This window comes from Arcticibacter sp., assembly GCF_053551015.1.
Genome location: NZ_JBMQOB010000022.1, coordinates 335,554 through 359,040, shown reverse-complemented (window position 1 = coordinate 359,040; position 23,487 = coordinate 335,554). Strand labels below are relative to the sequence as shown.

The following is a 23,487-nucleotide window of genomic DNA, read 5'->3' as shown; positions in this document are numbered from 1 at the left end:
ATTTATCCCTGCTTGCTGACCTCATCCCCATCGGGGAAGTTCTTCAGATGTACAGGTGCCTTGGAGGAGCCTTTTACCTTGAGGTTGAGCATTTCAACCATTACGGAAAACGCCATGGCGAAGTAGATATATCCTTTTGGAATATGCTGATCAAGTCCCTCAGCGATAAGCGAGACGCCTATCAGGAGTAAGAACGAAAGTGCCAGCATTTTAACTGTCGGGTGTTTGTTTACGAAGGAGCTTATGGAGCTTGCGGAGAACATCATGACGATAATGGAGATGACAACGGCAGCAATCATGACCATTACTTCGTCTGCCATTCCGACTGCGGTGATAACAGAATCGAGTGAGAATACCACGTCGAGCACCAGAATCTGTGCGATTACTCCCGCGAAGGAATAGGTCTTTTTGATACCTGTTTCATGCTCGTGACCTTCCAGCTTATCATGGATTTCGGCCGTACTTTTATAAAGCAGGAACAAGCCTCCGGTCAGAAGAATAAGGTCTCTTCCGGAGATGGCAGTTTTTTCGAGCCAGTCAGGATCGCTTAGGCCTATCCAGGAGCCCAGGTTGAACATCGGGTCGGTCAATGACATTACCCAGCTGAGTGAAAGCAGAAGCAGTATGCGGGTAATCATGGCAAGAGCCAGACCGAGCTGGCGCGCTTTTTTCTGCTGGTGTTCAGGTAGTTTGCCGGATAATATAGAAATAAAAATGATGTTGTCTATTCCGAGAACGATTTCGAGAACGGTCAAGGTAAGAAGGGATATCCAGATTTCCGGATTGGAGAGTAGTTCCATGATTGTTTTTTGCGAATCTAGTTAAAGTATGTTTAAACAAAAAAACCTTCTGAAGAGCAGAAGGTTTTTTAATCATTAACTAAAAAAGAACGTATACTTAGGAGAGCTAAGTCAGGATTAAAGAACACCTGGCACAAAATGTTTCATCCTCTCAGTCCCGCGCTACATTCGTGCCTCATCAGGCGATTCGTTTTATTCTATCGATAAAGAGGATCCGTATGTATATTGACGGCCACTCTTTTTCTGCTTGGTGTTATCGTAAAACTATGAAAATTCCTGCATAATATGTGTTAAAACAGGTTAAAGAATTCATTAATTGTATCGATTGCATGGTTTTTTCTCGCTTCTTGAGTCCCGTTGATAATGGCGTAATTGGCATTTAGCCCTTCAAGTTCTTCTTTCCAGACGCCCATAAAGTATTCCCGGAGGTCAGGAAAGTTTCGAAGAGGGTCATCTTCCCAAGGGAGATCGATGTCCATCAGGAGGTATAAGTCGTAATGTCGCTTAGGTAATTCGCTGAGAACCTCTTCCGGAGCTTTCCCAAAGACATAGTCGCTCCATATTTTGACTGTGATGAATGTTGTGTCGCAAATGAGCAATTTATTTGCGCTAGGGAGGAGCTCTTCTTCGAGGGCGAGCTGCCCTCTGAACATGTTAATCTCATCTTCCCAGCTGCATGGCCCGGTAAGCTTGCTGCAGTATTCCCGGGAGTATTCGGGAACCCACACGGTTTGATAATGATCGGCAAGCTGCTCCGAAATGGTGGACTTCCCTGTAGATTCAGGTCCGACCACAGCTATCTTTTTTATGCTTGTGTTGTTTTCCATGTTGTTTTCCAATCCCTATATCCGATGGCTGCTATGACTAGAAAAAGTATGTAGAGAATTGCTGTAAGCGCCAGTTGCTTGTATAGATACAAGGGCACATACATGATGTCGACAATAATCCAAAGTATCCAGCTCTGAAGGACCTTTCTGGTAAGTAAGACCTGTGCAACGAAGCTGATGGCCGTACAGGTACCGTCGATATAAGGGACGTCAGTGGGTGTAAAATGATCGAGAAAGAGCCCCAGGATCCCTGATAGTACGATAATAGTAGCAACGACGATAACGTACTCCCGCGGCCTGAGTGAAACAACGGGTTTTTGGTCATCCTGCCGGTTTTTTCTCCAGAAATACCATCCATAGATGGCCGTTCCAAGAAAGTAGATCTGCAGGGCAGCATCACCGAAGAGGTGATACTCGAAGAATAATACGGCGTAGCTGAGGACGCTGATGATGGATATGGGCCAGTTCAGGATATTTTCTTTGGCTGCAAGGTAGACGCATAGAAATCCGGTAATGGTACCGAGCCATTCGAGCGCGGATGTCTGAACGAGTTGACTGAGAATTAGTTCTCCGAAACTGAGGCTGGCGGTCATCACCTTGCAAAGGTATAAAAACCCCAAAGGGCTGCAAGTGGAAGGCGTGATTGTTGAAATTTTCGAGGGCTTAAGCGGGACTGTAAAAGATGTTTGTTTTTTTTGTACTTTATATAATTAAAAGTATTATTATTCCGTACCTTTGCATCCCGACAATCAGGCCGGGATTTTCATAAACAGCATAGGAAATCTCGCTGGTTATGAAGTCTTAAGACTTCGATTTAACTTTTGACTTTAACAACCCTATGCCAAAAGATCCATCTATTAAATCAGTCCTGATAATCGGTTCAGGGCCAATTATTATCGGTCAGGCTTGCGAATTCGATTATTCAGGATCGCAGGCTGCACTATCTCTTAAAGATGAAGGGATAGAAGTTTCCATCATTAATTCCAATCCGGCGACAATTATGACAGATAAGGTGATCGGAGATCACGTTTATCTGCTTCCGCTAAACTGCGACAGTTTGGAACAAATTCTTTCGGAGCGTCAGATCGATGCTGTTTTGCCAACCATGGGAGGACAAACAGCATTAAATCTATGTAAAGAGGCTGAAGAAAGAGGCATTTGGGCTAAATATAATGTTCGCGTAATCGGTGTTGATGTTGCGGCCATTGAGAAGACTGAAAACCGTGAGGAATTCCGTCAGCTGATGGTGGATATCGGAGTAGGTGTTGCTAAATCCAAAATTGCCAACTCTTTCCTTGAAGGTAAAGAGGCTGCGCAGGAGATTGGTTTCCCGCTGGTTATCCGGCCTTCTTACACATTGGGAGGTACCGGAGGTGGTATCGTTCACAAGAAAGAAGATTTTGACGCTGCTTTAAGTCGCGGACTGCAGGCATCTCCGACACATGAGGTGTTGGTAGAGCAGGCTGTTCTGGGATGGAAAGAATACGAGCTGGAGCTTTTGAGAGACAACAAGGATAATGTGATCATTATCTGTTCTATCGAAAACTTCGATCCGATGGGTGTACATACCGGTGACTCGATCACTGTGGCTCCGGCTATGACATTGAGCGACCGTTGTTACCAGGATATGCGTAATCAGGCAATGAAGATGATGCGCGCTATCGGTAATTTCGCCGGAGGGTGTAATGTGCAGTTCTCGGTTAATCCAGCAGATGAATCGATCATTGCTATCGAGATCAACCCACGAGTATCACGTTCATCAGCACTTGCATCGAAGGCGACCGGTTACCCTATCGCGAAGATCGCTGCTAAGCTCGCCATCGGATATAACCTGGACGAGGTTCAGAATCAGATTACAAAGACTACTTCTGCATACTTCGAACCGACACTTGATTACGTTATCGTAAAGGTTCCGAGATGGAATTTTGATAAGTTCAAGGGAGCAAATATGGAACTGGGACTGCAGATGAAGTCCGTTGGTGAGGTAATGGCTATTGGCCGTACGTTCATCGAAGCGCTTCAGAAAGCCACCCAGAGTTTGGAGATCGGCCGTTCAGGCTTAGGTGCTGACGGAAGACAGTGCCGCAATTTGGACGAGATCATGCACGGACTGGAGCATCCAAGCTGGAACCGCTTGTTCCTTATCAAGGATGCGATGAGCATGGGTGTACCATTAGAGTCAATCCGCAAGGCAACCCGAATTGATAAGTGGTTCCTGGTTCAGATACAAGAGCTGGTTGCTCTTGAAACGGAGATCAAGAGATATTCGCTGACGAATATTCCGAAGGACTTCTTCCTGACATTGAAGCAGAAGGGTTATTCTGATGTTCAAATCGCCTGGTTACTGGGTAACTCCGTTACAGAAGACGATGTTTACGAGCGCCGCAAGGAGCTTGGTATTAAGCGGGTTTATAAGATGGTGGATACTTGCGCGGCAGAGTTTCAGGCGCAGACACCGTACTATTACTCAACATATGAAGACGAGAATGAGTCATTCCCGTCTGATAAGAAAAAGATTATTGTACTTGGATCAGGTCCTAACCGTATCGGTCAGGGTATCGAGTTTGACTACTCATGCGTTCATGGCCTTTTAGCGGCTAAGGAAGCCGGCTACGAGTCGATCATGGTAAACTGTAATCCAGAGACGGTATCGACTGACTTCAACATGGCTGACAAGCTTTATTTTGAGCCGGTATTTTGGGAGCATGTGCGTGAGATCATCGATCTGGAGAAGCCAGAGGGTGTAATTGTTCAGCTGGGTGGCCAGACTGCTCTTAAAATGGCTGAAAAGCTGCATGAGAAGGGAATCAAGATCATCGGTACATCTTTTGACAATATGGATATTGCAGAAGACCGGGGCCGGTTCTCGGATCTTTTAAAAGATCTGGGTATTCCTTATCCGAAGTATGGTGTTGCTGAAAGTGCTGAAGAAGCGATTCAGGTTGCTGCTGAGGTAGGTTATCCTGTTCTGGTTCGTCCGAGCTATGTATTGGGCGGTCAGGGTATGAGTATCGTGATCAATGATGAGGATCTGGAAAAAGCCGTAGTGAAGCTGTTGGGCGACCTTCCTGGAAACAGGGTGCTGATTGACCATTTCCTGGATCGTGCAGAAGAAGCAGAATCAGATAGTATCTGTGATGGTGATGATGTACATATTGTAGGTCTGATGGAGCATATAGAACCGGCAGGTATCCATTCGGGAGACTCAAGTGCTGTTCTTCCTCCGTTCAATCTGTCAAAGAACGTTACGGATCTGATGGAAGAGTACACGATCAAGCTTGCAAAAGCGCTGGACGTAAGAGGTCTGCTGAATATACAGTTTGCTATTAAGGGCGAAGCCGTATATGTGATTGAAGCGAATCCGAGAGCATCACGTACGGTTCCTTTCATAGCTAAGGCTTATGATGTACCTTATATCAATATCGCCGCGAAGGTGATGTTGGGTGTGAATAAGCTGAAAGACTTCACGATCGAGCGTAAGCTGGTGGGTTACGCCATCAAGGAACCTGTATTCTCTTTTGATAAGTTCCCTGAGGTGGAGAAACAGCTGGGTCCTGAGATGAAGTCTACAGGTGAAGCGATCCGCTTCATTAAGGATCTGGAAGATCCGTACTTTGTTAAATTGTACAAAGAGAAATCGATGTATCTAAGTAAATAGAATTAGAAAGGCCGCTTTTAAAGCGGCCTTTTTTTTGTCGTTTATCCGAACAAGGATGTAAACACGTCTTCGATCTTGGAGGCTGTTTCGACCTTTATGGAGTATCTGCTGAGATCGAGTCCCTTTTTATTATACTTCGATATAAAAATTCGTTCAAAGCCAAGCTTTTCGGCTTCAGCAATCCGGTGTTCTATCCTGTTTACCGCCCTTACTTCGCCGGAAAGGCCTACTTCGGCAGCAAAGCAGATTTTAGAGGATACTGAAATATCCTCGTGAGAGGAGATGACGGCCACAATGATGCCCAGATCTACTGCGGGATCTTCAACACGCAGACCACCTGCAATATTCAGAAATACATCTTTAGCACTAAGGCGGAATCCGCATCTCTTTTCAAGCACCGCAAGCAGCATGTTCAATCTTCTCGTATCAAAGCCTGTTGCAGACCGCTGGGGCGTTCCATAGGCCGAGGGGCTAACAAGTGCCTGTGTTTCGATTAGCATCGGTCTTACGCCTTCTAACATGGCTGAAATGGTTATGCCGGTAAGCTCTTCGTCACGTTGAGAGAGCAGTATTTCGGAAGGGTTTGAAACTTCCCTGAGCCCAGCTCCCTGCATCTCATAGATTCCTAACTCAGACGCGGAGCCAAAACGGTTTTTGACGGCTCTTAGTATTCGGTAGATATGGTGGCGGTCGCCTTCAAACTGAAGTACCGTGTCTACCATGTGTTCCAGTATTTTCGGGCCGGCAATGGATCCGTCTTTGGTGATGTGTCCGATGAGGAAGACTGGAGTTGAGGTTTCTTTAGCGAAGCGCATGAGTTCCGCTGTACACTCGCGGACCTGGGATACGCTTCCGGGGGTGGACTCGATATGAGCAGAATGGAGCGTCTGTATAGAGTCGATCACAACCAGGTCAGGCTGCATGAGCTCGATCTGTTTGAATATATTTTGCGTAGATGTTTCTGTAAGGATATATACGCCCCCCTGTTTTGAAGGAGTCTGAGTACTGAGCCTTTCTGCACGCATTTTAATCTGATGTTCGCTTTCCTCGCCCGAAATGTACAGGATTTTCCGTTCTTTCAGGTGGAGAGCCAGCTGGAGCATCAGGGTTGACTTACCGATGCCGGGTTCGCCTCCAATCAGGACGAGCGAGCCAGGAACAATGCCTCCACCGAGCACACGGTTAAATTCTGCATCAGGACTTATCCATCTGCTTTCCTCTTTATAAGTAATTTCATGAATCGCGGAAGGCTTTGCAGCTCTTGTGCTGTTGCCTGATCCTTTCCACTCAGGCACAGAACTACCTGGTTTTTGTATTACCTCTTCGACGAATGAATTCCACTCATTACATGAAGGACACTTGCCCAGCCACTTTGCTGACTCGTAGCCGCAGCTTTGACAGAAGTATGCAGATTTCGTTTTTGCCAATTTCTCTATTCTATTTAGGACGAATTTACTACTATGATGTGGCAATTGCCGAATTAATGTAGCTGAGACACCTTTCTATCTTGCATATGCTACGGCAGGGTTCAGGGGCCTGTTTTTTCGAATGTCTGACGGAGTGTCTGGGTAATGTTGAGGTGGCTAAAAAAAGTAAGGCCCTGGTTGAGTGAACCAGGGCCTTTACGAAGCTAGAGCTTAATTTCTTCGTCTTTAGAATTCATGAAATGGAATTCCGTAAGATAATAAGACGGAGAGGATTTGACTTTAATCCACTTTCCGTAACTCAGAAACCACTTCCATTGTCTGGATATGATTCCTTTTTTAATGTACGCTTCTATGTAAGGATGTACAGTGAGTGTGACGCTTTTTTCATTTTGTTCACTCAAGATGTAGTTCAGGTTGTTCTCGATGTCGTCCATCAGAACAATACTGGCCTTTATCTCTCCTGTTCCATTACAAGCGGGACATTTTTCATTTGTGACAATGTTCATCTCAGGGCGTACACGTTGCCTTGTGATCTGAACGAGTCCGAATTTGCTTGGAGGCAGAATGGTGTGCTTAGCTCTGTCAAGCGCCATTTGCTGCTTCAGGTAGTCAAATAGATCTTTGCGATTGTTTGGCTTGTGCATGTCAATAAAATCGACCACAACGATGCCTCCCATATCTCTCAGACGCAATTGTCTGGCAATTTCCTTGGCTGCTTCCTTGTTTACCATAAAGGCATTCTCCTCCTGGTTTTCGGGGTTTGCAGTCCGGTTTCCGCTATTCACGTCGATGACGTGAAGGGCTTCAGTGTGCTCGATCACCAGGTATGCTCCTCCGGGAAGGTTAACAGTCCGGCCAAAAGTAGATTTGATCTGCTTTTCCACGCCAAAGTGCTCAAATATCGGCTCTTTATGCTTATACAGCTTAACAATTCTCTCTAGCTCGGGAGAAATATCCCTGACATACATCCGAATTTCTTCGAATATTGCTGTGTCGTTAACATGGATATTTGTGAAGTCTGCATTCAGCAAGTCTCTCAAAATAGTAGATGTACGACCCATTTCTCCAAGAATCTTCTTGGATGGTTCTGTCGCATCTAATCTGGCAGAAATGGTCTCCCATCGGGAAATCAGATCCAGCAGGTCCTTCTGTAACTCAGCGACACCCTTGCCTTCTGATACAGTACGTATAATAACGCCAAAGTTTTTTGGCTTAATGCTTTCAACTATCTTCTTAAGCCTAACCCTCTCTGTATTGCTTTTAATCTTTTTGGAAATGGATATCGATTCCGAGAAGGGAACCAACACGACAAATCGTCCTGCGATTGAGAGGTCTGAACTTAAGCGTGGGCCTTTAGTTGAAATAGGTTCCTTAGCAATCTGAACAGGCAACAGCATGTTGCGATTCAATACTTCGGAAATTTTGCCGGATTTATTGATGTCCTCTTCCAGCTTAAAATTATTCAGCAATTTTTCTTTATAACTGCCGTTCTTTACAATCTTCGTCAGCTTAATAAGTGACTGAACCTGAGGCCCCAGGTCAAGATAATGCAAGAAAGCGTCCTTTTCATAGCCCACATCAACAAAAGCAGCATTTAACCCAGGCATGATCTTTTTGATCCGCCCGAGGTAAATGTCTCCAACAGCATAGTTGTTGTTAATGTGCTCTGTGGTCAGTTCTACGAGTTGCTTGTCTTGCAGTAAAGCTATAGTTACCCCATTAGGGGCTGAATTGATTATTAATTCCTTTACCAACAGCTACCTTTTTAGTGACAGTTTTACCCGTCATCGTTTGACACAAGAAAATGATTTATAACACAAGAACCTCCGGTCGCAAGAGCGTGGAGGTCTTTTTTACTAGATAGTAGCTAGACTACTTTTTCTTGTGTCTGTTTTTTCTTAAACGTTTTTTACGTTTGTGGGTAGCCATTTTATGTCTTTTTCTTTTTTTACCGCTTGGCATAATTTTAAGTTTTAAATGTTTTTATTTAATTAATTACTCTTTAGTGTTTTGATGCGTTGATCTATGTATGAGCTGAATCCGGGGTCAGCAGCAAGTGTCTTGCTTTGCTCATATGCGTGAATAGCTTCAGCATTCTGTCCGATGTTTTCATAACAAGTAGCCAGGTAAAACCAGGCTTCCGGAAGTTGCTGTTGCTCGATAACCGTTTTGAAACGGTTGATTCCTTTGTCGAACTGTCCTGATTTGATGGAAAACAGGCCAAGATTCATATTTGCTTTGATGTTCTTTGGATCTTGCTTTACTACTTCAAGGAGAAGAGTAATTCCTTTCATCGGTTCAGGAGTACCGCTGACGTATGCTACGCCCAGTCCGGTTTTGGCACTCAGGCTGTTTGCATCAAGATCCAATGCTTTTTGATAGGCGACGATAGCCTTCGCGACAAGGGTTGGTTGGATAAGAGAGTCTTTGGTGGTACTGTAGGCGCTTGTAAATAAGTCACCTGTTTTTAACCAGCTTGAAAGGGTGTTTTCTTTGCCGGCAATTTCTTCATTATAGAAAGCACTGGGAGCAGGTTGATTGACATCATCCCACTTTTGAGCAAGTTCTTTAAGAAGGTTTAGCCTCTCTGGTTCGGCAGCAGATTTAAGCTGAGTTTCCAGAGAGGTTATTTGGGCAGATAAATTAGCATTTAGCGTTTGTTTAGCCGTTTCAGAAACAGCCTGCACTGTAACCAGAGAGGTTTGAGAAGCACTCTCGGCAGCCTCCCCCGAATGCTGGCCGTCTTCTTTAACCAAACCTTTGATGTCCAGGGAAAATAAAAGTCCCATGAGAACAACTACAAGTCCGATTACCGCTATCTGCTTACCATTTATCATATTCAGAAATTATGCTTCCGCTGCCGTTTTTGCTTCTTCGGCTGCTGCCGCTAATTTTGTTACATTACCGTTCTTTACTTTCTCAACAAACACCTTAGCAGGTTTGAAGCTTGGTACGAAATGCTCAGGAATAATGATAGCTGTATTTTTAGAAATGTTACGTGCTGTCTTTGTTGCTCTTTTCTTTACAACAAAGCTCCCAAAACCTCTCACGTAGACATTTTCGCCATTAACCATTGAATTTTTAATTACTTTAAAAAATGCTTCTACCGCTTCCTGCACATCTAGCTTTTCGATTCCTGTTTTGGTGGATATCTCTGCGATAATTTCTGCTTTAGTCATATCTTATTGTGTTAAACTTTTTCGTAAACTCTTAATTGTTTTGGGGTTGCAAAAGTATTGGTTTAATTCGAAATCGTAAAATAAATCAATTTATTTTTCTTTTAACTTCTGAAATGCCAGACAGATAGCACGGAAAATTAGTCTTTTTATTTTGTTAAATGTAGGTAAATGCTCTGTAAATCTGCGTTCTGCATGTGTTTTGTGACAGTAATAATGACGAAGCGCTCTGGTTTTGTATCATTATAGCGAGGTTAAAAATAGAGATGTAATTGGGTCATAAGATATTGTCCGGCGCGGTTTTGCTGTGTTCGGAACGTCAGATTCTCGTCGGGAAGAAGTGAAAGCTGCAAGTTTTTCGGAACTTTGTATATGCAATTTATCGAAGAGCTTATCAGCTGGTACAACGCGAATAAACGAGATCTTCCCTGGCGAAATACAAGTGACCCCTATGTTATATGGCTCTCGGAAATAATTCTTCAGCAAACCCGTGTTGAACAGGGTACGCCCTACTTCCATCGTTTTCTGGAGAAATATCCTACTGTTGCAGATTTTGCATCAGCAGATGAAGGAGAGATACTCAGACTGTGGCAGGGTCTCGGTTATTACTCACGTGGACGGAACATGCATCTTACTTCTAAAATGGTGATGGAAGAGCATGGTGGTTACTTCCCGAAGAAATATGACGATTTATTAAAGCTGAAGGGTGTGGGGGAATACACAGCTGCTGCTATCTCTTCATTTTCCGCAGGAGAAGCCAAGGCGGTTGTGGATGGCAATGTATTCAGGCTGTTGGCGCGATTTTTCGGTATTGACGAGGTGATCAATAGTCCGCAGGGTAAACGCATATTCACAGATCTGGCCAATGAGGTTATTGATCAGCGGGATCCCGGTACCAGTAATCAGGCCATGATGGAATTCGGATCACTTGTTTGTAAACCCAGGAATCCGGACTGCGTAGTTTGTCCCTTAAGTAGTCATTGCTACGCTTTACAGCATGATAAGATTGCAGTTCTGCCGGTTAAGAAGAAATCACAGGCCCCCCGTTCCAGGTACTTCAATTATGTTGTCGTCATGGCGGAAGGATCTATTCTGATGAACAAACGCGGACCTAAAGACATTTGGGAGAATTTGTATGAATTCCCACTGATTGAGACAGATACCATGGTTGAACTGAGCGGAGTGCTCAAGCATCCGGCTTTCATAGCAGTTTTCGGAGAAGATGTTGTAGTGAAGTCATTACAGGGTCCCGTGAAACACCAGTTAAGCCACCAGACCATTTACGCCCGTTTCATTGAAATAGAAGCGAAGAACATATCTTTCATGCCAAACTCGGGGTATGATTTTATTCGTATGGAGGACATCGATAAGATCGCCCAGCCCAAAATAATTTTCTCGTTTCTTAGAAACTTCTTACATTGATTCACATTATAAAACTTAAATTATGGCTGGAGTTAACAAAGTTATCCTGGTTGGACATCTCGGAAGAGATCCAGAGGTTCGACACCTCGACGGTGGCGCAAGCGTTGCCAATTTTACCCTCGCTACCTCAGAAAGTTACACAAGAGACGGTAAGAGGATAGAGCAGACGGAGTGGCACAATATCGTGGTGTGGCGCGGTCTGGCAGATGTTGCAGCAAAGTACCTTCGAAAGGGCGAGTTAGTATACGTGGAAGGAAAGCTTCGCACGAGGAGTTATGATGATAAAAATGGAGCTAAACGATACGTTACAGAGATAGTAGCCGATAACTTCACTATGTTGAGTAAGAAGGGTTCTTCAGGGGAAGAAAATGCCGACCCTTCAGGTCACAAAAGTGCGTCTGATTATCAGGAACCACAAGTAGACTATTCCGCTGATACTACGGACGATTTACCGTTCTAGGTACATCGGGAAGAATAATCGGAGACCGTTTAATTGATTACATGTTCAGGAATTAAAAAGTGAATTGCTTATTTATTGACTTACAGATGAATAAAAATGTTTATTGATGTTGCAATACTTGCATTTAATTCGATAATTTTGCATCACATATAAGAATTTTACACATCGTAAGTTGACACAAATGAACAATTCTCTTTTTAACATTACTTCAGCACGCCCTTCTTCAATCGGCTGTGTTCCTGTAGTGATAGGTGAAAAGAATATCAATGGGAGATTGGTGTTCAGGCACCGACGACCATTTATGCCGAGAGTTTGATACTTTAGGCATCCCTCCTCTATAAGCTCTGGGGTCAGCAGAGTACAATCAACTAATTTTTCTGGAAAATAGTCAAGACGCATAGTCTTCGTCCGTTAAGAGCGGATTTCTTTAAAATGAACGAAAAAGATTTTTCTGTAATAGTAGCTTCGGACATCCATACTGGTTACGCGGAGCAAATTTGTGATGAGATGGCAGAATCTGCCAAGGCTCGGGGAACCGGAATAGCACGCAGAAGTCCGGAGTATGTTGCAACCAAAATGCGGGAGGGGAAAGCTGTTATTGCTCTTCACCGGGATGGTACGTGGGCAGGCTTTTGCTATATAGAAACGTGGCAGCATGAAAGTTTTGTTGCTAACTCGGGACTTATCGTGAACCCGCAGTTTAGAAAGTGCGGCTTGGCAAAAGCGATAAAAAACAGGATATTCAGACTTTCAAGAGAAAAGTACCCGGATGCTAAGATTTTCGGGCTAACTACCGGCCTGGCGGTGATGAAGATAAATTCTGAACTGGGATATGAACCGGTAACGTATTCGGAACTCACACAGGATGATAAATTCTGGCAGGGTTGCAAAAGTTGCGTGAACTACGACATTCTTACCATGAAGGAGCGTAAGAATTGTCTTTGCACTGCTATGCTTTATGATCCGGTGGAGAAGATGAAAGAGCTTGAGGAGCAACAGCGTATTCAGAACGAAAAGCTTAATAAGGTTACACGCAAAGCTTCACTGTTCGAAAGGATAGAGGCAAAGCTAAAAGGATCAGCAAAAGTGCTGTTATCTGCAGTTCATCCTTAGTATCAAATGAAATCAACGCGGACGCATAGTTCGTAAATTATATACATTGAGGAAGAAGCTTACGCAGGTTTGCTTCTTCCTTAGCAAATACATATTAAATGAAAAAGAAAGTTGTTTTAGCCTTCAGTGGTGGATTAGATACTTCTTACTGTGCTATTTACCTGTCGAAAGATCTTGATCTTGAAGTTCATTCCGTGATTGTTAATACCGGTGGATTCAGTGAAGAGGAACTCCGACAGATTGAAAAGAGAGCATACGAGCTGGGAGTTGCTTCACATCACGCTGTAGACGCAGTTAGAGGCTATTACGACAGTTCTTTGCGTTATTTGATCTACGGGAATGTTCTGAAAAATAATACCTATCCTTTATCGGTTAGTGCTGAGAGAGTTACGCAGGCAACTGCTATTGCAAATTACGCGAAAGAGATAGGTGCCGACTTTGTCGCTCATGGAAGTACCGGGGCGGGTAATGATCAGGTACGTTTCGATATGATCTTCAATATTCTTGTTCCCAAGGTAGGCATCATCACTCCTATTCGCGATCAGAAGCTCAGCCGCGAGGCTGAGATAGCTTATCTTCATCAGCATGGAGTAGAGATCAACGCACAGAAGGCCCAGTATTCCATCAACAAAGGCATCTGGGGAACTTCTGTTGGGGGAAAGGAAACACTCACATCAAAGGGAATGCTTCCTGAAGAGGCCTGGCCGACACAGGTAACAAAATCTGCAGCGGAAGACCTTGAACTTCAGTTTGAGAAAGGTGAACTTGTTGCAGTTAATGGCAGCAGATTCGAACACCCTGTGGATGCTATCCAGGCTATTCAGGAAATCGCAGCCCCTTTTGGAATTGGCCGCGATATTCATGTTGGAGATACCATTATCGGAATAAAAGGCCGTGTAGGTTTCGAAGCTGCTGCTCCAATGGTGATCATCAAGGCACACCATGCATTAGAAAAACATACTTTGACTAAGTGGCAGCTTAGCTGGAAAGATCAATTAGCTATGTTTTATGGTAACTGGATGCATGAAGGGCAGTTCCACGACCCAATTATGCGCGATATCGAGGCTTTTATGACCAGTGCTCAAAAGACAGTGAACGGCAAAGTATTTATTCAGCTGCTCCCTTATCGTTTTGTGGTTATTGGAATTGAGTCAGAAAATGATCTTATGAGCAGTAAGTTCGGAAGCTATGGAGAGATGAACGAAGGTTATACTGGGGAGGATGTTAAAGGCTTCTCTAAGATCTTCGGAAACCAGGTTTCTATCTGGCATAAAGTTAACGAAGGTATTTCTTAATTCTTCGATAGTGAGCGCAACGGACGGCCTTTGCAGGCTCGTTCTTCATTAAAGAATCATATAAATCTAGCTACATGCAGAAGATCAAAGCCGGAATTGTTGGCGGCGCTGGCTATACAGGAGGCGAATTACTTCGCCTCTTGATTAATCACCCTCATGTCGACATTCATTTCGTCCATAGTAACAGTAACGCAGGCAATCTGATATCTGACGTTCATACTGACCTTACCGGAGAGACATCTATCGCTTTTACAGATACATTGTCGCAGGATATAGACGTACTATTCCTTTGTGTGGGACATGGTGACGCAAAGAAGTTTCTCGATAAGAACTCAATAGACTCCAGAATTAAAATTATCGATCTGAGCCAGGATTTCAGGCTTGCTGCAAGTGCAAGTTACAGAGAAGGCTTTGTGTACGGCTTGCCTGAGCTGCAAAGGGAAAAGATAAAAGAGGCTCGAAACATTGCGAATCCAGGATGCTTTGCAACATGTATACAGCTTGCGTTGCTCCCATTAGCGGCTTCGGGAAATTTAAAAAACGAAGTTCATGTATCCGCAACTACCGGATCGACAGGAGCTGGACAAAGCTTGTCATTGACCTCGCACTTTAGCTGGCGAAATAATAATTCGTCCGTCTATAAACCTTTCGGGCATCAGCATCTCAATGAAATTACTGAGTCTCTGAGTCAGGCGGGTTCATCTATATCGAAAGAAGATATCAGCTTCATCCCTTACAGAGGAGATTTCACCAGGGGCATCATTGCTTCTTTGTATACTGATTCGGACTTGAGTCTGGAAGAGGCGACTGCAATTTTCTTCGACTATTATCAAGATCATCCCTTTACACATGTTCTTAAAAAGAATATAGATCTGAAACAGGTTGTGAATACAAACAAGTGTTTCGTGTATCTGGAAAAACACGGGAAGAAGCTACTCATAGTAAGTATTATTGATAATTTGCTGAAAGGTGCTTCCGGACAAGCCGTACAGAATATGAATTTGCTTTTTGGTTTTGAAGAGCAAGCAGGTTTAAGACTGAAAGCTACAGCTTTCTAGTAAGTTCTTTTGGAGTGATCCCAAAAGGATTGAACATAATATAAATCAAGATGAAACTATTTGATGTGTACCCCTTGAATCCGGTGGAGATTGTAAAGGGAGAAGGAAGTCTGGTCTGGGATAATAATGGACAGGAATTCCTTGATCTATACGGAGGACATGCCGTAATATCAATCGGACACAGTCATCCCCATTATGTTAAAAGGCTGACCGAGCAATTAAATAAAATAGGTTTTTACTCTAACTCTATACGTATCAGAGGACAGGAAGAATTGGCTGAGAAACTGGGAACGGTATCTCAAAAGGCGGATTACCAATTGTTTCTCTGTAATTCAGGCGCAGAAGCGAATGAAAATGCGCTAAAGCTAGCTTCTTTCTATAACGGAAGGAAGAAGGTAATTGCATTTAAGGGTGCTTTTCATGGTCGTACATCGCTGGCAGTTGCTGCTACAGACAATCCCAAGATTGTTGCTCCTGTAAATGAAACATCTAACATTATCTTTCTTCCTTTAAATGATGCGAATGCGCTCAATGAAGCATTCGCAGAATACGGCAATGACATATGTGCTGTAATTATCGAAGGCATTCAGGGAGTGGGTGGAATTAAGCCAGCTAGCCAGGAGTTTCTCCGCCTTATCAGAAACCTTTGTGATTCGCATAACTCAGTTTATATAGCTGACTCTGTACAATGTGGCTACGGAAGGACCGGAAGCTTCTACTCGCATGATTATGCGGGCGCGAATGCAGATATTTATACCATGGCGAAAGGGATGGGTAATGGCTTCCCTGTTGCGGGTATCTCTATAGCCCCTAAATTCAAGCCTTGGCATGGAATGCTTGGAACTACATTCGGGGGGAACCACCTGGCGTGTGCAGCGGCACTTTCTGTACTGGAGGTAATCCAGGACGAGAAGCTACTCGATAATGCGTCTGAAGTTGGTGCATACCTGATCGAAGAGCTTAACAAGTTTGAAAAAGTCAAGGAAGTAAGAGGCCGTGGCTTAATGATTGGAATAGATCTTCCAGAAGAACTTTCTCACGTAAAGAAGGATTTATTATTTAAACATCATATTTTTACTGGAGAGGCGAAGCCAAACGTGATTCGCTTGCTTCCTGCTCTTAATCTGAATAAAGCGCATGCAGACAGATTCCTGGAGGCATTCAGTAAAACTTTAAACTCTTAAAAGAAGCCACACAATAAAAATGAATTTATTTACTTCTGTTAACGACGTTTCCGATGTAAGTCAACTGGTCAAGGAAGCTCTCGATATTAAAGCCAATCCCTACGATAGTCAAAGCCTCGGAAAGAATAAGACCCTTGGGCTAATCTTCTTAAATCCTAGTCTGCGTACCCGGCTAAGCACCCAGAAAGCGGCGCTTAATCTGGGAATGAACGTGATGGTGATGAACATGGACAAGGAGGGCTGGGCGCTGGAAACCCGCGACGGAGTGATCATGAACGGGACAACAGTGGAGCATATTCGCGAGGCGGCAGCCGTTATCGGAGAGTATTGCGACATCCTCGGGATACGGTCCTTTCCGGGTTTAAAGGATAGAGAAGAGGATTATAGTGAAGATATCTTCAACAAGTTTATCAAATACAGCGGAATCCCCGTAGTAAGCCTTGAAAGTGCGACACGACATCCGCTTCAGAGCTTCGCAGATTTAATCACCATCGAGGAGCATAAGAAGACGAGCCGTCCGAAAGTTGTACTATCATGGGCTCCTCACATCAAGCCTTTACCTCAGGCAGTTCCCAATTCTTTTTCTGAATGGATGTGCCGTGCGCAGAAGGAAGGTTTACTCGACTTTGTGATTACACATCCTGAAGGATACGAGTTAGCTGAAGAGTTTACAAACGGAGCAGAGATCACTCATGATCAGGACGCAGCATTGAAGGACGCGGACTTTGTTTACGTGAAGAACTGGTCGAGCTATCAGGATTACGGAAAAATTATCTCTGATGGTGACGGCTGGATGCTTGACCTTGAGAGGTTGAAGATGACAAATTCAGCGAAGGTGATGCATTGTCTTCCCGTGCGCCGCGATCTAGAACTCTCATCAGAGATATTGGATAGCGAAGAATCACTGGTTATTCAGGAAGCAGGAAACCGTCTTTGGGCAGCTCAAACCGTTCTGAAGAACCTGCTATCATCTTTATAAATCAACCATAATGGACCTTAGTAAGAAATTATACGTTATTAAGATCGGCGGAAATGTTATAGATAACTCAGAGAACCTTCATTATTTTCTGAAAGACTTTTCCGCTCTCCCGGGAGATAAGATCCTCATCCATGGCGGAGGGAAGATAGCAACAGATCTTTCTCACACCATGGGAATTGAGCCCAAAATGATCGATGGAAGACGTATCACTGATATTGATACGCTGAGGGTAGTGACGATGGTATACGCGGGGCTCATTAACAAGAATATTGTTGCTCAATTGCAGCGCTATAGCTGCAATGCTATGGGACTGACAGGAGCCGATGGAAACTTGATAAAAGCAACCAAAAGACCAGTTAAAGATATCGATTATGGGTTTGTTGGAGATTTAACACCTGCCTCGGTTGATAGCGAAAAATTGAGTGCAATTCTCCAGACGGGAATTGTTCCTGTCTTTTCGGCCATCACGCATGATGGCGAGGGGCAGCTCCTCAATACGAATGCGGATACAATTGCTTCGACGCTGGCGATCGCCTTGTCAGGTCTCTACCAGGTAAGTCTCGTTTATTGTTTTGAAAAAAAGGGAGTGCTGTTAGATGTTGCTGATGATAATTCGGTACTGAGGGAAATCAGTTCATCTGAATTTGACAGGCTTAAATCTGATAATATAATCGCAGGCGGAATGCTGCCTAAACTTCAGAACGCTTTTCAGGCTATCAACAGTGGAGTAAGTGAAGTGTATATAGGCAAATCCGAAGAGCTCCAGATGTTGGAAAGCGAGCAATTTGGCACGCGTCTTTTTGCTTAATCTCAGTATTCATCATCAACAACATATCAAATGAAAAGTATAATTGGGAATATAGCCGTATTGGGGAGTGGTAACATAGGGCTGTCTCTAGCCTATGGGTTGGTAAAATCAAACTATCAGAGTGCCTCTTCTATTATCTTGACCCGTCGGAATATCTCAGGCCTTTCTGAACAAGCAGCTTTAGGATATCAGATCTCGGGAAATAATGCCGAGGCAGTTTCCAATTCCTCTATTATCATTCTGGCAGTTTTACCTCAGCAGCTGAACAACTTGCTTGCGGAGATTAAGCCAGTGATTGATGCGAGAAAGCATACCGTTATCTCTGTTATCTCAGGAGTATCATGCAATGATATTAAGGCCAAGCTTGGTCCGGATGTAGAGGTGGTACGTGCAATGCCGAACACCGCTATCTCTATTGGCCAGTCGATGACCTGTATAGCTTCAGAACATGCCACCCCAGAAAATGTAGAGTTAGTGAAAGCGATGTTTGAAACGGTTGGTTCAGTCGTTGTCATCAACGAAGAGCTGATGACATCTGCTACTGCACTCTGTGCATGCGGAATTGCTTTCTTTCTAAGAGCAATCCGGGCTGCATCGCAAGGGGGCGTGGAGATCGGTTTTCACGCTGAAGACGCCTTGAAAATGGCTGTGCAGACTGCTAAAGGTGCGGCAGATTTGCTTTTGCTACATGAGAGTCACCCCGAGAGTGAGATCGATAAGGTTACCTCGCCTAAAGGTTGTACCATTGCCGGATTAAATGAAATGGAGTATCACGGCTTCAGCTCTTCTCTGATTAAGGGGATAAAGCTTTCAGCACTGAAAGCCGGTGGCTTATACACAGAAGAAAAGGGATGATGAGCCAGCTTTCAGACGACAGTATCGAGCTACTCAGAGAATTGATCGCGACGCCTTCTCTCAGCCGGGAGGAAGATAAAACCGCTGCGTTAATCAAAGGCTTTTTTAACTCACATCATATTCCCTTCCGGGAGAAAGACAATAATGTCTGGGCCTACAATGCTGCGTTTGATCCTTCAAAACCAACCATTCTCCTGAATTCTCATCACGATACCGTAAAGCCTAATCCCGGATACACGCGTGACCCATTTGCTGCAGATATTGAAGACGGGAAACTCTACGGACTCGGTAGTAACGACGCTGGCGGTGCCCTGGTATCGCTGATTGCAACCTTCAGATACTTTTACGAAAAAACTGATCTCAAGTATAATCTTTGTCTGGCGGCGACAGCGGAGGAGGAAATCTCAGGACGCAACGGCATAGAATCAATTATCCCTGAACTGGGTCCTCTTGACTTTGCTATCGTAGGTGAACCTACCGAAATGCACCTGGCAATAGCTGAGAAGGGACTCATGGTGCTCGACTGTGTGGCGGTAGGTACTGCCGGACATGCAGCACGCGACGAAGGGGATAACGCCATATATAAAGCCATCCAGGATATCGAATGGTTTAGAACGTATCGTTTTCCTAAAGAATCGGAGCTATTTGGACCGATAAAGATGTCTGTGACCGTTATAAATGCCGGCTCTCAGCACAATGTGGTTCCCGCAACCTGCCATTATACTGTAGACGTTCGTCTTACGGATGCTTACCGGATGGAGGAAGTACTCGATATGATCAGAGAGCATGTATCAAGTGAGGTAACGCCCCGTTCCATGCGACTTAAGCCCTCATCCATTGATAAGAATCATCCTTTCGTGCTTGCCGGCTTGGAGATTGGAAGAACGACATACGGATCGCCGACCACTAGTGATCAGGCGCTCCTGGATATTCCCTCGCTAAAGATGGGACCAGGATTTTCGGGACGTTCTCATATGGCTGACGAGTTTATCTACGTTAAAGAAATCGAGGAAGCAATATCCATTTATATCAAATTACTGAACAAAATAATTACCAATGAAGCTTTGGCAAAAAGATAAAGAAGTAGCAGGATCAGTGGAACACTTCACTGTGGGGAAAGACCGCGAGTTAGATCAGTTCCTTGCTGAAGCTGACGTTCTGGGCTCACTGGCTCATACACGAATGCTGTCGAGCATAGGCCTGATGGATTCGGAAGACCTTGAAGCTGTACAAAAAGAACTTAAGGCTATATATCGGGAGATACTGCGGGGTGAGTTTAGAATCGAAGAAGGAGTTGAAGACGTTCATTCCCAGGTGGAACTTCTGCTAACTAAACGGATCGGAGATGCCGGAAAGAAGATCCACAGTGGCCGTTCAAGAAACGATCAGGTACTGGTTGATCTGAAGCTGTTCTTCCGCACAGAAATAAAGAATATCGTTAAAAATACCACTTCTCTTTTTGACTTACTCGTAAGTCTTAGTGAAGAGCATAAAGAGAAATTACTTCCGGGGTATACGCATCTTCAGATTGCTATGCCTTCCTCTTTCGGATTATGGTTCGGCGCTTACGCTGAAAGCTTGGTTGACGATATGGAGCTGATGCTTGCAGCATGGAAGGTGTGCAACAAGAATCCGCTGGGTTCTGCCGCTGGATACGGATCATCCTTCCCGTTAAACCGGACTATGACCACAGAGCTTCTTGGTTTTGACTCTCTCAACTTCAATGTAGTGTATGCCCAGATGGGCCGTGGCAAAACAGAGCGTATTCTTGCGCAGGCAATGTCGTCTGTTGCTGCTACCCTGGCTAAGCTGGCTATGGATGCCTGTCTGTTTATCAACCAAAACTTTGGCTTCATAAAGTTCCCTGACGAGCTGACTACTGGCTCCAGTATTATGCCTCATAAGAAGAACCCTGACGTATTCGAGCTTATTCGCTCCAGGTGCAATAAGATTCAGGCTCTGCCGAATGAAGTTGCACTCATGACGACCAATCTCCCCTCAGGCTATCACAGGGACCTGCAGCTTCTGAAAGAAAGCCTTTTTCCGGCGTTTATTTCACTAAACGAATGCCTCGAGATGACTACGTTTATGTTGAAGCACATTTCCATAAAAGACAATATCCTTGAGGATCCAAAGTACGCATACCTATTCAGCGTAGAAGCCGTTAATGAGGAGGTGCTTAAGGGACTACCTTTCCGGGAGGCTTATAAAAAAGTTGGACTTGAAATTGAAAGTGGTAGCTTCAAAGCACCTGCATCAGTGAAACATGTCCATGAAGGTAGCATTGGGAATTTATGTAACGATCAGATTGCTGATGCCTTCAGATCCGTTGTTTCTAATTTTAATTTCAAAAAAGTAGAAGACGCTGTAGATGCCCTGGTATCTTAATAGCATAAACAGAATAAAATGAGTGTATCACGTTTAGCACAAAAGTTAAAAGGTTCGGAGATCATCAAGATTGCTGGTGAGATCAATGAGCTGAAAAAACAAGGTCAAAAAATCGCTAACCTGACTATAGGTGACTTTGATCCTGCCCTGTTTCCGATTCCGGAAGTTTTGAAGGACAATATAAAACAAGCTTACGAAGATCATCAGACTAATTATCCCCCTGCTGATGGCATCCTTCCACTACGTCAGCAAGTAAGCAGTTATTTGTCGGAGTCTTACGGTCTGAACTTTAATACCAACGAAATTCTAATTTCCTGTGGTTCGCGTCCATTGATTTATGCCGCTTACCTGGCACTTGTTGATCCTGGAGATACCGTAATTTATGCCGCTCCATCATGGAATAACGACCATTATTGCTCACTTACTGGTGCGAAGGCTGTTCCGGTAACTACAAGTCCTGACAATAACTTCATGCCAACGGCAGATGATCTACGTCCTTATATCAAGGGGGCAAGCCTGATTGCACTTTGTTCTCCCCTCAATCCAACAGGAACAATGTTTTCAAAGAAGGATTTAGAAGAGATATGCGACCTGGTTCTTGAGGAAAATAACCGCCGGACTGCGGGTGAGAAGCCATTATACGTTATCTACGATCAGATCTATTCTATGCTGACTTTCGGTGAGCATGCACATTACGACCCGGTATCCCTCCGTCCAGAGATCAAAGATTATGTGGTGTACATTGATGGTGCTTCCAAATGCTTTGCCTCTACGGGCGTTCGTGTCGGTTGGGGGTTTGGTCCCGAACTGATCATCGACAAGATGAAAACCCTCGTCATGCATATGGGCGCCTGGGCTCCAAAGGCTGAACAATTTGCCATGGCCGCTTTTCTTCAGGATTCATCTGCTGTTCAGTCCTATCTGAGTTCTTTCAAGGTGAAAATCCAGGATAGCCTGAACGCGATCTATTATGGGTTCAAGCAATTCAAAGAAGAAGGCTTACAGGTAGACGTCATTGAGCCTATGGGGGCCATCTATCTCACCATCAAGATTGATTATACTGGTAAAAGAACGCCCGATGGTCAGATCTTACAGAATAGTGAAGACATCAATTTTTATCTGATAAAAGAGGCCAAAGCTGCATTTGTTCCTTTTTCTGCGTTTGGTGCAGATAGCTCTGTAAACTGGTTCAGATCTTCGATCGGGGCATGTTCCCTGAATGATATCCAGGAAATGCTTCCCAGGATAAAGGAGGCTCTCCTGAAGCTAACATAATCAATAACAAAAAATGCGGGTACTAACCCGCATTTTTTGTTATTGATTATGTTAATCCTTATCCCTCCAGGAGGAAGACGATAAATTCTTTCGGCCCGTGTGCTCCCAGCACCAATGTTTTCTCAATATCGGCTGTCCTGCTTGGACCCGTCACCGTCGATATCATAGAAGGAATATTGCCGTCATATTTTAGCTTCAGCTGTGTAAAAGCATCTTTTAAGTCCAGTACCAATTGAGAGGTATAGGCCACCACAATGTGGCAATGCGGATAAATACTCAGCCTTCTTCCGGCAGCCCCGGCATTTGATACCAAAACACTTCCATTACGGGCAATCAGAGACTCACACAACGTAATTCCCACCTCTGCACCCATAAAGTCTGTATCGGTGCTGTAAAACGGAAATTCGAAGTGTGTAAGTAACTCCTGCAGCGGCTGCTCCCAGCAGTATATCTTACGCCAGCCCTTCTCATCTGCAAGAAGCAGCAGATTCTCCACAAACTGCATTTCATCCTCGCAGAATATAAATTTACCCGCCACAAGGCTCAGCTGCTCAGCGAACAAGACGTCAAGGTAGCCGGTATAATCTTCATATAATGGAGCTTCTTCGAGGTTGGGGTGAGGATTATCGCGTTTTTCAAGCAAAGCCTTCCTTACTTTTTTGAGCATTTTTTCTTTAGAGGTAGTCTCTTTCATTCTTATCCGTAGTGAGGCCAGTAAAAACCGAAGATATGCATTATCCGTATGAAAAAAAAAGCTCCGTT

Annotated in this window: 21 protein-coding genes; 13 read left to right on the top strand and 8 right to left on the bottom strand. The window is 44.2% G+C overall.

Annotation, left to right across the window (positions count from 1 at the left end):
• Positions 1-2: 2 nt before the first annotated feature.
• From ACO1NU_RS16845 to pnuC, 3 genes are all read right to left on the bottom strand, one after another.
• Positions 3-800, bottom strand: coding sequence for a TerC family protein (locus ACO1NU_RS16845; RefSeq protein ID WP_448819662.1), 798 nt, complete (start codon positions 798-800; stop codon positions 3-5).
• Between the two features lie 290 nt (positions 801-1,090).
• Positions 1,091-1,627, bottom strand: coding sequence for an AAA family ATPase (locus tag ACO1NU_RS16840; protein WP_448819661.1), 537 nt, complete (start codon positions 1,625-1,627; stop codon positions 1,091-1,093).
• Complete coding sequence (pnuC, locus tag ACO1NU_RS16835) at positions 1,606-2,220, bottom strand: nicotinamide riboside transporter PnuC (protein ID WP_448819660.1); 615 nt, start codon at positions 2,218-2,220, stop codon at positions 1,606-1,608. The genes ACO1NU_RS16840 and pnuC overlap by 22 nt, the downstream gene beginning before the upstream one ends.
• Positions 2,221-2,465: 245 nt before the next feature.
• On the opposite strand from pnuC, the gene carB reads away from it, so the two are divergent.
• Entirely contained in the window at positions 2,466-5,285 is a 2,820-nt protein-coding gene (gene carB, locus ACO1NU_RS16830; protein WP_448819659.1) for a carbamoyl-phosphate synthase large subunit, read from the top strand.
• 41 nt (positions 5,286-5,326) lie between these two features.
• Here the strand turns inward: carB and radA are convergent, their stop codons facing one another.
• The 4 genes from radA to ACO1NU_RS16810 form a co-directional block, all read right to left on the bottom strand.
• Positions 5,327-6,712 carry a DNA repair protein RadA gene (radA, locus tag ACO1NU_RS16825; RefSeq protein ID WP_448819658.1) on the bottom strand — a complete coding sequence of 462 codons (1,386 nt, stop codon included), beginning with the start codon at positions 6,710-6,712 and terminating at the stop codon, positions 5,327-5,329.
• A gap of 203 nt (positions 6,713-6,915) precedes the next feature.
• Positions 6,916-8,466: an Rne/Rng family ribonuclease gene (locus ACO1NU_RS16820; protein ID WP_448819657.1), complete on the bottom strand. Its 1,551-nt coding sequence runs from the start codon at positions 8,464-8,466 to the stop codon at positions 6,916-6,918.
• A gap of 237 nt (positions 8,467-8,703) precedes the next feature.
• On the bottom strand, positions 8,704-9,549 hold the full coding sequence (locus ACO1NU_RS16815) for a tetratricopeptide repeat protein (RefSeq protein WP_448819656.1): 846 nt from the start codon (positions 9,547-9,549) through the stop codon (positions 8,704-8,706).
• A 9-nt stretch (positions 9,550-9,558) separates the two neighbouring features.
• Complete coding sequence (locus tag ACO1NU_RS16810) at positions 9,559-9,891, bottom strand: HU family DNA-binding protein (RefSeq protein WP_448819655.1); 333 nt, start codon at positions 9,889-9,891, stop codon at positions 9,559-9,561.
• A 369-nt stretch (positions 9,892-10,260) separates the two neighbouring features.
• Here ACO1NU_RS16810 and mutY point away from each other — a divergent pair, with 369 nt between their 5' ends.
• From mutY to ACO1NU_RS16750, 12 genes are all read left to right on the top strand, one after another.
• Entirely contained in the window at positions 10,261-11,310 is a 1,050-nt protein-coding gene (gene mutY, locus ACO1NU_RS16805) for an A/G-specific adenine glycosylase (RefSeq protein WP_448819654.1), read from the top strand.
• 22 nt (positions 11,311-11,332) lie between these two features.
• Positions 11,333-11,770: a single-stranded DNA-binding protein gene (locus ACO1NU_RS16800; protein WP_448819653.1), complete on the top strand. Its 438-nt coding sequence runs from the start codon at positions 11,333-11,335 to the stop codon at positions 11,768-11,770.
• A gap of 432 nt (positions 11,771-12,202) precedes the next feature.
• Positions 12,203-12,883: a GNAT family N-acetyltransferase gene (locus ACO1NU_RS16795; RefSeq protein WP_448819652.1), complete on the top strand. Its 681-nt coding sequence runs from the start codon at positions 12,203-12,205 to the stop codon at positions 12,881-12,883.
• A gap of 98 nt (positions 12,884-12,981) precedes the next feature.
• Positions 12,982-14,178 carry an argininosuccinate synthase gene (gene argG / locus ACO1NU_RS16790; protein WP_448819651.1) on the top strand — a complete coding sequence of 399 codons (1,197 nt, stop codon included), beginning with the start codon at positions 12,982-12,984 and terminating at the stop codon, positions 14,176-14,178.
• Positions 14,179-14,252: 74 nt separating this feature from the next.
• The gene (argC, locus tag ACO1NU_RS16785; protein WP_448819650.1) at positions 14,253-15,236 is read left to right on the top strand and encodes an N-acetyl-gamma-glutamyl-phosphate reductase; all 984 of its coding nucleotides are present in this window, start codon (positions 14,253-14,255) and stop codon (positions 15,234-15,236) included.
• Positions 15,237-15,286: 50 nt separating this feature from the next.
• Positions 15,287-16,420 carry an aspartate aminotransferase family protein gene (locus ACO1NU_RS16780; protein WP_448819649.1) on the top strand — a complete coding sequence of 378 codons (1,134 nt, stop codon included), beginning with the start codon at positions 15,287-15,289 and terminating at the stop codon, positions 16,418-16,420.
• 19 nt (positions 16,421-16,439) lie between these two features.
• On the top strand, positions 16,440-17,399 hold the full coding sequence (locus ACO1NU_RS16775) for an acetylornithine carbamoyltransferase (RefSeq protein ID WP_448819648.1): 960 nt from the start codon (positions 16,440-16,442) through the stop codon (positions 17,397-17,399).
• A 10-nt stretch (positions 17,400-17,409) separates the two neighbouring features.
• Positions 17,410-18,207, top strand: a complete 798-nt coding sequence (argB, locus tag ACO1NU_RS16770; protein ID WP_448819647.1) for an acetylglutamate kinase — start codon at positions 17,410-17,412, stop codon at positions 18,205-18,207.
• Between the two features lie 30 nt (positions 18,208-18,237).
• Complete coding sequence (gene proC, locus ACO1NU_RS16765; protein WP_448819646.1) at positions 18,238-19,062, top strand: pyrroline-5-carboxylate reductase; 825 nt, start codon at positions 18,238-18,240, stop codon at positions 19,060-19,062.
• Entirely contained in the window at positions 19,059-20,141 is a 1,083-nt protein-coding gene (locus ACO1NU_RS16760; RefSeq protein ID WP_448819645.1) for a M20 family metallo-hydrolase, read from the top strand. Before proC ends, ACO1NU_RS16760 begins: the two co-directional genes overlap by 4 nt.
• On the top strand, positions 20,119-21,450 hold the full coding sequence (argH, locus tag ACO1NU_RS16755) for an argininosuccinate lyase (protein ID WP_448819644.1): 1,332 nt from the start codon (positions 20,119-20,121) through the stop codon (positions 21,448-21,450). Before ACO1NU_RS16760 ends, argH begins: the two co-directional genes overlap by 23 nt.
• Positions 21,451-21,468: 18 nt before the next feature.
• A complete protein-coding gene (locus tag ACO1NU_RS16750) occupies positions 21,469-22,725 on the top strand; it encodes a pyridoxal phosphate-dependent aminotransferase (RefSeq protein WP_448819643.1) in 1,257 nt (418 codons plus the stop codon).
• A gap of 58 nt (positions 22,726-22,783) precedes the next feature.
• Here ACO1NU_RS16750 and ACO1NU_RS16745 read toward each other — a convergent pair whose 3' ends face one another.
• Positions 22,784-23,419: a LutC/YkgG family protein gene (locus ACO1NU_RS16745; RefSeq protein WP_448819642.1), complete on the bottom strand. Its 636-nt coding sequence runs from the start codon at positions 23,417-23,419 to the stop codon at positions 22,784-22,786.
• Between the last annotated feature and the right edge of the window lie 68 nt (positions 23,420-23,487).

Bases quoted from the DNA above. Each gene is read 5' to 3' on its own strand.
- ACO1NU_RS16845 (WP_448819662.1), bottom strand. From the start codon at position 800: ATGGAACTACTCTCCAATCCGGAAATCTGGATATCCCTTCTTACCTTG.
- ACO1NU_RS16840 (WP_448819661.1), bottom strand. From the start codon at position 1,627: ATGGAAAACAACACAAGCATAAAAAAGATAGCTGTGGTCGGACCTGAA.
- pnuC (WP_448819660.1), bottom strand. From the start codon at position 2,220: ATGACCGCCAGCCTCAGTTTCGGAGAACTAATTCTCAGTCAACTCGTT.
- carB (WP_448819659.1), top strand. From the start codon at position 2,466: ATGCCAAAAGATCCATCTATTAAATCAGTCCTGATAATCGGTTCAGGG.
- ACO1NU_RS16815 (WP_448819656.1), bottom strand. From the start codon at position 9,549: ATGATAAATGGTAAGCAGATAGCGGTAATCGGACTTGTAGTTGTTCTC.
- ACO1NU_RS16810 (WP_448819655.1), bottom strand. From the start codon at position 9,891: ATGACTAAAGCAGAAATTATCGCAGAGATATCCACCAAAACAGGAATC.
- mutY (WP_448819654.1), top strand. From the start codon at position 10,261: ATGCAATTTATCGAAGAGCTTATCAGCTGGTACAACGCGAATAAACGA.
- ACO1NU_RS16800 (WP_448819653.1), top strand. From the start codon at position 11,333: ATGGCTGGAGTTAACAAAGTTATCCTGGTTGGACATCTCGGAAGAGAT.
- ACO1NU_RS16795 (WP_448819652.1), top strand. From the start codon at position 12,203: ATGAACGAAAAAGATTTTTCTGTAATAGTAGCTTCGGACATCCATACT.
- argG (WP_448819651.1), top strand. From the start codon at position 12,982: ATGAAAAAGAAAGTTGTTTTAGCCTTCAGTGGTGGATTAGATACTTCT.
- argC (WP_448819650.1), top strand. From the start codon at position 14,253: ATGCAGAAGATCAAAGCCGGAATTGTTGGCGGCGCTGGCTATACAGGA.
- ACO1NU_RS16780 (WP_448819649.1), top strand. From the start codon at position 15,287: ATGAAACTATTTGATGTGTACCCCTTGAATCCGGTGGAGATTGTAAAG.
- ACO1NU_RS16775 (WP_448819648.1), top strand. From the start codon at position 16,440: ATGAATTTATTTACTTCTGTTAACGACGTTTCCGATGTAAGTCAACTG.
- argB (WP_448819647.1), top strand. From the start codon at position 17,410: ATGGACCTTAGTAAGAAATTATACGTTATTAAGATCGGCGGAAATGTT.
- proC (WP_448819646.1), top strand. From the start codon at position 18,238: ATGAAAAGTATAATTGGGAATATAGCCGTATTGGGGAGTGGTAACATA.
- ACO1NU_RS16760 (WP_448819645.1), top strand. From the start codon at position 19,059: ATGATGAGCCAGCTTTCAGACGACAGTATCGAGCTACTCAGAGAATTG.
- argH (WP_448819644.1), top strand. From the start codon at position 20,119: ATGAAGCTTTGGCAAAAAGATAAAGAAGTAGCAGGATCAGTGGAACAC.
- ACO1NU_RS16750 (WP_448819643.1), top strand. From the start codon at position 21,469: ATGAGTGTATCACGTTTAGCACAAAAGTTAAAAGGTTCGGAGATCATC.
- ACO1NU_RS16745 (WP_448819642.1), bottom strand. From the start codon at position 23,419: ATGAAAGAGACTACCTCTAAAGAAAAAATGCTCAAAAAAGTAAGGAAG.